Genomic DNA, 5,961 nt, shown 5'->3' on the forward strand with positions numbered 1-5,961 from the left:
TCGCCCTTCAGCTCGACGAAGTCGGTCAGCAGGCCCTCGACGTAGTCGACGAAGTGGGGCCGCTGCGGGTGGCGCGCGACTTGGGTCTTCATCCAGGGATCGAGCCCGCCGTAGATCTTCTTGCGCAGCTGGTCGGCCTTCTTCTTCAGGCCGTCGATCTCGGAATCGAACGAGCCGGCGGTCGAGGCGAGCAGCGACAGCTCCTCGATCTTCGCCTCCAGCTCGGCGATCGGCTTTTCGAACTCGAGGTAGTGCGTGGCCATCAAGGCGTCCGGAACTGGCGCGCCATGCGGCGCATCGGAAGGCGGCGGAACCTAGTCAGGTCAACGCCGGTGAGCAAGCGGCGGTTCAGTCATCCCTCGCCAGCGGGTGTTTTGACCGCACCATCTGGCTGAGCCGGTCGGTCGCGACGTGGGTGTAGATCTGGGTGGTGGCGATGTCGGCGTGGCCCAGCAGGGTCTGGACGATGCGCAGGTCGGCGCCGCCTTCCAGCAGGTGGGTGGCGAAGGCGTGGCGCAGGACGTGGGGGCTGACCCGGGCCGGATCGATTCCGGCGTCGATCGCCGCCTGATCCAGCAACTGGGCGAAGCGGCGCGGCGTCAGGGCGTTCTTTCCAATGGGAGACGGGAAGAGCCATGGGCTGTCGGGCGTCTGTGGCTTGCGGGCGGCGTCGCGGACGGTCAGCCAGGCCTTCACCGCCTCGCGGGCCGACGCGTTGAGCGGGGCCAGCCGTTCCTTGCCGCCCTTGCCGCGCACGATCAGCCAGGCGGGATCGCGGCGCACGGCCTCGACCTTCAGGGCCAGCAGCTCCGACACCCGCAGGCCCGAGGCGTAGGCCAGCTCGACCAGCGCCACCAGCCGGATCCCGGCGGCCCCGTCGCGGGCGGCGGAGGCGGCCAACAGGCGCTCGATCTCCTCGCGGCTCAGGGTGTGGGGCAGGGACCGGCCCTGTTTCGGGGCGTCGAGACGGCGCGAGGGATCGTCCGCCCGCCAGCCCTCGCCCAGGGCGAAGCGGTAGAACTGGCGTAACGAGGCGCGGCGGCGCGACTGGGTGGCCGGGGACAGGCCCCGCGCCGCCAGACCGGCGTACCAGGCCTCGACTGCCGTCTCGTCCGCAGCCATCAGCCCGCCGTCGACCCCGCCCTCGGCGTCGGCCAGGTCGCGGCCGTAGGCGGACAGGGTGTGGGGCGAGGCGTCGCGCTCGACCGCCATCATCTCCAGGAAGGCTTCGATCTGGGGGCTGCTCACCACGCCCCCTTCGCCGGAGCGTCGCTTCGTGTAGAGGTGACGGGAGCCATGACGTGCCTGCGCCCTTCCTCCCCGCCGTTCGCCCGCCGCCCGCACATGCGAGGCCGGCGATGACCGATTCCGAAGCGATTCCGCTGCATCAGCGCACCATAGCCCTGGTCGGGCTGATGGGGGTGGGGAAATCGACGGTCGGCCGGCGGCTGGCGCGGCGGCTGGGGCTGCCGTTCGCGGACGGCGACATCGAGATCGAGGCCGCGGCGGGGATGACCGTGTCCGACATCTTCGCCAGCCTGGGCGAGGGCGACTTCCGGGCCGGAGAGGCGCGGGTCATGCGCCGCCTGCTGGAAGGCCCCCGGCTGGTGCTGGCCACCGGCGGCGGGGCGATGCTGAACGCCGAGACCCGCGCCCTGATGAAGACCAACGCCATGACGGTGTGGATGCGGGCCGACCTGGAGACCATCGCCCAGCGGGTGGCGCGGCGGGACACCCGGCCGCTGCTGCGCGGCAAGGACCCGCTGGAGACCCTGCGGACGCTGGCCGAGGCGCGCTATCCGGTCTACGGCGAGGCCGATGTGACGGTCGACGTGGCCGGCGGCGCGCATGCGCAGGCGGTCGAGGCCATCGTGCAGGCGCTCAAGGCCCATGGGGCGGTGGAGGCGAAGACGTGACGACGACGGTTCCGGTCTCGGGCGGGGACTTCCGCCCCTATGACGTCGTCGTGGGGCGCGGCCTGCTGGGCGAGCTCGGCGCGCGGGTCGCCCCGCTGGCCAAGGGCCGCACCGTGGTGGTGACCGACGAGACGGTGGCGACCATCCATGGCCCGGCCGTCCTGAAGGCGCTGGAGGACGCGGGCGTCCGCGCCCGGCTGCTGGCCGTTCCGGCGGGGGAGGGCTCGAAATCCTTCGCCGAGCTGGAGCGGGTGCTGGACCGGATGCTGGCCTTCGGCCTGGACCGCAGCGACGTGGTGGTGGCCTTGGGCGGCGGCGTGGTCGGCGACCTGGCCGGGCTGGCGGCCGCCCTCTACATGCGCGGCGTCGACTTCGTGCAAGTCCCGACGACCCTGCTGGCGCAGGTCGACAGCTCGGTCGGCGGCAAGACGGCCATCGACACCCCGCGCGGCAAGAACCTGATCGGCGCCTTCCACCAGCCGCGGCTGGTGCTGGCCGACATCGACGTGCTGGCCACCCTGCCGGAACGGCAGCTGCGCTCGGGCTGGGCCGAGGTGCTGAAGCACGGCCTGATCTGCGACGCGGCCTTCTTCGACTGGTTGGCCGGGGACGGCGCGGCGGGAGCCAAGGGCGATGCGGCGGCGCTGGAGCGAGCCGTCGTCCGCTCGGTCGAGATCAAGAGCGCCGTGGTCGGCGAGGACGAGAAGGAGGCGGGCAGGCGCGCCCTGCTGAACCTGGGCCACACCTTCGGCCACGCGATCGAGGCGGAGCTGAGCTTCGACGAGCATCTGCTGACCCACGGCGAGGCGGTGGCGCTGGGCTGCGCCATGGCCTTCCGCTTCTCGGTCGCGACCGGGGTCTGCGCCCGGGCGGACGCCGACCGGGTCGAGGCGGTGACGGCGGCGGCGGGCCTGCCCGTGCGGCTGGCCGAGGCCGGAGCCTTCAAGGCGGAGGTCCTGATCCAGCGGATGGCGGGCGACAAGAAGGCCGAGGGCGGACGCCTGACCCTGATCCTGGCCCGCGCCATCGGCGACAGCTTCGTGGACAAGAACGTCGACCGCGCGGCCCTGGCCGCCTTCCTGAAGGCCGAGGGCGCCGCGTGAGCCGGATGATCCTGCGGACCGAGGTCCTGCAGGACCGCTTCGTGCGGCTGGAGCCGTTCACGGAGGCTCTGAAGGACGAGGTCCGGGCGGCGCTGGACTGCGATCCGGCGGCCTGGGACATCATGGTCAGCGCCGCCTATGGGCCGCATTTCGAGGCCTGGTGGGCGTCGGCCCTGTCCGCCATGGCGGGGGGGAGCCGGATCGCCTGGGCCGTGCGGCGCAAGGCGGACGGCGCCCTGGTCGGCACGACCAGCCTGTACGAGATCAAGCCCGACTATCGTCGGTGTGAGCTGGGCTCGACCTTCTACCGGCCCGAGGCGCGGGGCGGGGCGGTCAATCCGGCCTGCAAGCGCCTGCTGCTGGGCCACGCCTTCGACGCGGGCGCGGTGCGGGTCGAGATCATCACCGACGCCCTCAACCCCGCCAGCGGCGCGGCGATCCGCAAGCTGGGCGCTCGGGACGAAGGGGTGTTGCGCAAGCACAAGATCACCTTCACCGGCCGCATCCGCGACACGGCCCAGTTCGCGATCCTGGATGAGGACTGGCCCGAGGTGCGGGCGAAGCTGGACGCGCGGCTGGCGGCCTTCGGCTAGTCCACCGCGCGGCAGTCGGTGGGCGGCTGGCCGTCGGCGGTCCAGGTGGCCAGGATGCCCTTGCCGCGCAGTTCATAGCCGGAGGCGCGGTACCAGATGCCGTCCGCCGAGCGTTCCTGGAACAGGTCGACCGCCTCGCCGCCGGAGTTGCGCACGGTGGCCATCTGGCGCGGATTGTCGAAATCGACCGAGAGGCGTTCGCTGTTGGCGCACAGGTAGACGGTGCGGATGACGCGGTTCAGGGCGCGGTCCTGGACCTCGGCCCCGGTGCGGCGGCGCGCGGTCTGGGCCTCCTGCGCCCGCTCGCGCACCGAATCGCCGTCGCTCGGAGCCTCGGAGGGCTTCGGTCCGCAGGCCGCCGCCGCCATCAGGACGACGAGAGCCGGGGCGATCAGGATCTTCATGCGGAGCAAGCCTTGCCGTTACAGGGTCGGCGGATCAACGCGCCGTGTCGGACGCCGTTCCTTTGCGCCGGGCGCGGAAGAAGGACCGCAGCAGGTCGCCCCCCTCGGCCGCCAGAAGGCCGCCCTGGACGGCGGGCCGCCAGTGGCAGGTGGGCTGGTCGAAGAAGCGCGGGCCGTGGGCCACGGCGCCGCCCTTGGGATCGTCCGCCCCCCAGACCACGCGGCCGATGCGGGCGTGGCTGATGGCCCCGGCGCACATGGCGCAGGGCTCCAGCGTCACATAGAGGGTCAGGCCGGTGAGCCTGTAGTTGCCCAGCTTTTGAGCCGCCGCGCGCATCGCCACGATCTCGGCGTGGGCGGTCGGATCGTGGGCGCCGATGGGGCCGTTTCGGCCTTCCGCGACCACTTCGCCGGTGGATTCATCGACGATGACGCAGCCCACTGGGGTCTCGCCCGCGTCCGCCGCCGCTTGCGCACAGGCCAAGGCCATGTGCATGAACCGCTCATCATGGCCTTCCATCCCCGAGACAACGACAAGAAGCCGCGCCCGCGTCAAGATGACAGCCGCGACGGCCCCCGCAAACCCTACGTCAAACGCGTCGAAGGCGCGGAGGACGCGCGCGGCCCCGCCAAGGGCAAACCCTTCGCCAAGGGCCCCCGCAAGGACGGGCCGGGCGGCGACAAGCCCGCCGGCAAGTTCGGCTCCAAGCCCGGCGGGAAGCCGGGCGGCAAGCCCACCGCCGACGAGGCGCCCAAGCGCAGCGAGCGGATCGCCAAGGCCATGGCCCGGGCGGGCATCGCCTCGCGCCGCGAGGTCGAGCGCCTGATCGGCCTGGGCAAGGTGGCGGTGAACGGAAAGATCCTGGACACGCCCGCGACCCTGGTGACCCGCGACGACGTGATCACGGTCAACGGCAAGCCGATCGGCGCCGCCCAGGCGACCCGCGTCTGGCGCTATCACAAGCCCGCCGGCCTGGTGACCTCGCACAACGACCCGCAGGACCGCCCGACGGTGTTCGACGCCCTGCCCAGCAACCTGCCGCGGGTGATCTCGGTCGGCCGCCTGGACCTGAACACCGAGGGCCTGCTGATCCTGACCAACGACGGCGAGCTGAGCCGCGCGCTGGAGCTGCCGCAGACCGAGCTGGTGCGTCAGTACCGCGCCCGCGCCCGGGGTCGGGTGACCCAGCTGCAGCTTGATTCGCTGAAGGACGGCGTGACCGTGGACGGCGTCCGCTACGGCCCGATCGAGGCCCGGCTGGAGAAGGCCGTCGAGAAGAGCGACAGCGAGGGCCGCGGCCCCGCCAACCTGTGGATCAGCGTCTCGATCACCGAGGGCAAGAACCGGGAAGTCCGCAAGGTGCTGGAGCACCTGGGCCTGACCGTGAACCGCCTGATCCGCCTGGCCTATGGTCCGTTCCAGCTGGGCACCCTGCCGATCGGCTCGGTCGAGGAGGTCGGCCCGCGGGTGATCCGCGAGATGCTGGCCGAGCACATCCGCCCCGAGAACCTGCCCACCGGCAACACGGTGTCGACGCCCGCGCCGATCCCGGGCCGCCGGACCTCGGCGCCGATCGTCAAGGGCGCGTCCGGCTCGGCCATGTCCGACCCCTCGCGCAAGCCCAGCCGCACCCGCGCGGCCGAGGCCGCCTCGGGCGAAGGCGGCGAGACCGGCCGCCGGGCGCCCAAGGGCGAGGGCTGGGCCAAGGCCAAGCCCAAGTTCGAGCACAGCAAGACCTTCAAGCCCCGCGAACGCACCGCGGCCGCCAAGCCCGAGGACGGCGACCGGGGCGAGCGGCCGAAGCGCGCCTTCACTCCGCGGGCCGCCCAGTTCATCGACAAGCCGCGCGGCGCCGGCGGGCCTCGCAGCTCGGCGGGCAAGCCGGGCGCCAAGCCGGCCTTCGGAGCCAAGCCCGCGTTCGGCGCCAAGCCGGGCGGCAAGCCC

7 protein-coding genes and 1 pseudogene are annotated in these 5,961 nt (G+C 72.5%); 4 read left to right on the forward strand and 4 right to left on the reverse strand.

Annotated features, from left to right (window positions below; translation table 11 throughout):
• Together Q0C81_RS14825 and Q0C81_RS14830 are read right to left on the reverse strand one after the other, a co-directional pair.
• Positions 1 to 263, reverse strand: a pseudogene (locus Q0C81_RS14825) (acetyl-CoA carboxylase carboxyl transferase subunit alpha); the annotation flags it as partial.
• 85 nt (positions 264 to 348) lie between these two features.
• Positions 349 to 1,248 (reverse strand): tyrosine recombinase, encoded by a 900-nt coding sequence (locus tag Q0C81_RS14830; RefSeq protein WP_291839581.1) that lies wholly within the window; start codon positions 1,246 to 1,248, stop codon positions 349 to 351.
• Positions 1,249 to 1,358: 110 nt separating this feature from the next.
• Between Q0C81_RS14830 and Q0C81_RS14835 the strand changes: the two genes are divergently transcribed.
• Genes Q0C81_RS14835 through Q0C81_RS14845 form a run of 3 tightly spaced genes read left to right on the forward strand, consistent with a single transcriptional unit; the run spans position 1,359 to position 3,612 of the window.
• The gene (locus Q0C81_RS14835; protein WP_291839584.1) at positions 1,359 to 1,916 is read left to right on the forward strand and encodes a shikimate kinase; all 558 of its coding nucleotides are present in this window, start codon (positions 1,359 to 1,361) and stop codon (positions 1,914 to 1,916) included.
• The gene (gene aroB / locus Q0C81_RS14840; RefSeq protein WP_291839586.1) at positions 1,913 to 3,019 is read left to right on the forward strand and encodes a 3-dehydroquinate synthase; all 1,107 of its coding nucleotides are present in this window, start codon (positions 1,913 to 1,915) and stop codon (positions 3,017 to 3,019) included. The genes Q0C81_RS14835 and aroB overlap by 4 nt, the downstream gene beginning before the upstream one ends.
• Before the next feature lie 5 nt (positions 3,020 to 3,024).
• A complete protein-coding gene (locus Q0C81_RS14845; RefSeq protein WP_291839594.1) occupies positions 3,025 to 3,612 on the forward strand; it encodes a GNAT family protein in 588 nt (195 codons plus the stop codon).
• On the opposite strand, the gene Q0C81_RS14850 is transcribed toward Q0C81_RS14845, so the two are convergent.
• Together Q0C81_RS14850 and tadA are read right to left on the reverse strand one after the other, a co-directional pair.
• The gene (locus Q0C81_RS14850; protein ID WP_291839588.1) at positions 3,609 to 4,016 is read right to left on the reverse strand and encodes an MliC family protein; all 408 of its coding nucleotides are present in this window, start codon (positions 4,014 to 4,016) and stop codon (positions 3,609 to 3,611) included. The two genes, Q0C81_RS14845 and Q0C81_RS14850, sit on opposite strands and share 4 nt — an antisense overlap.
• Before the next feature lie 34 nt (positions 4,017 to 4,050).
• Entirely contained in the window at positions 4,051 to 4,536 is a 486-nt protein-coding gene (gene tadA / locus Q0C81_RS14855; protein ID WP_291839590.1) for a tRNA adenosine(34) deaminase TadA, read from the reverse strand.
• On the opposite strand from tadA, the gene Q0C81_RS14860 reads away from it, so the two are divergent.
• Positions 4,525 to 5,961 (forward strand): pseudouridine synthase (locus Q0C81_RS14860; protein ID WP_291839592.1); only part of this gene is annotated, 1,437 nt, incomplete at its 3' end. The two genes, tadA and Q0C81_RS14860, sit on opposite strands and share 12 nt — an antisense overlap.

Source organism: Brevundimonas sp. (assembly GCF_023259385.1).
In the GTDB taxonomy this organism is placed as follows: Bacteria; Pseudomonadota; Alphaproteobacteria; order Caulobacterales; family Caulobacteraceae; genus Brevundimonas.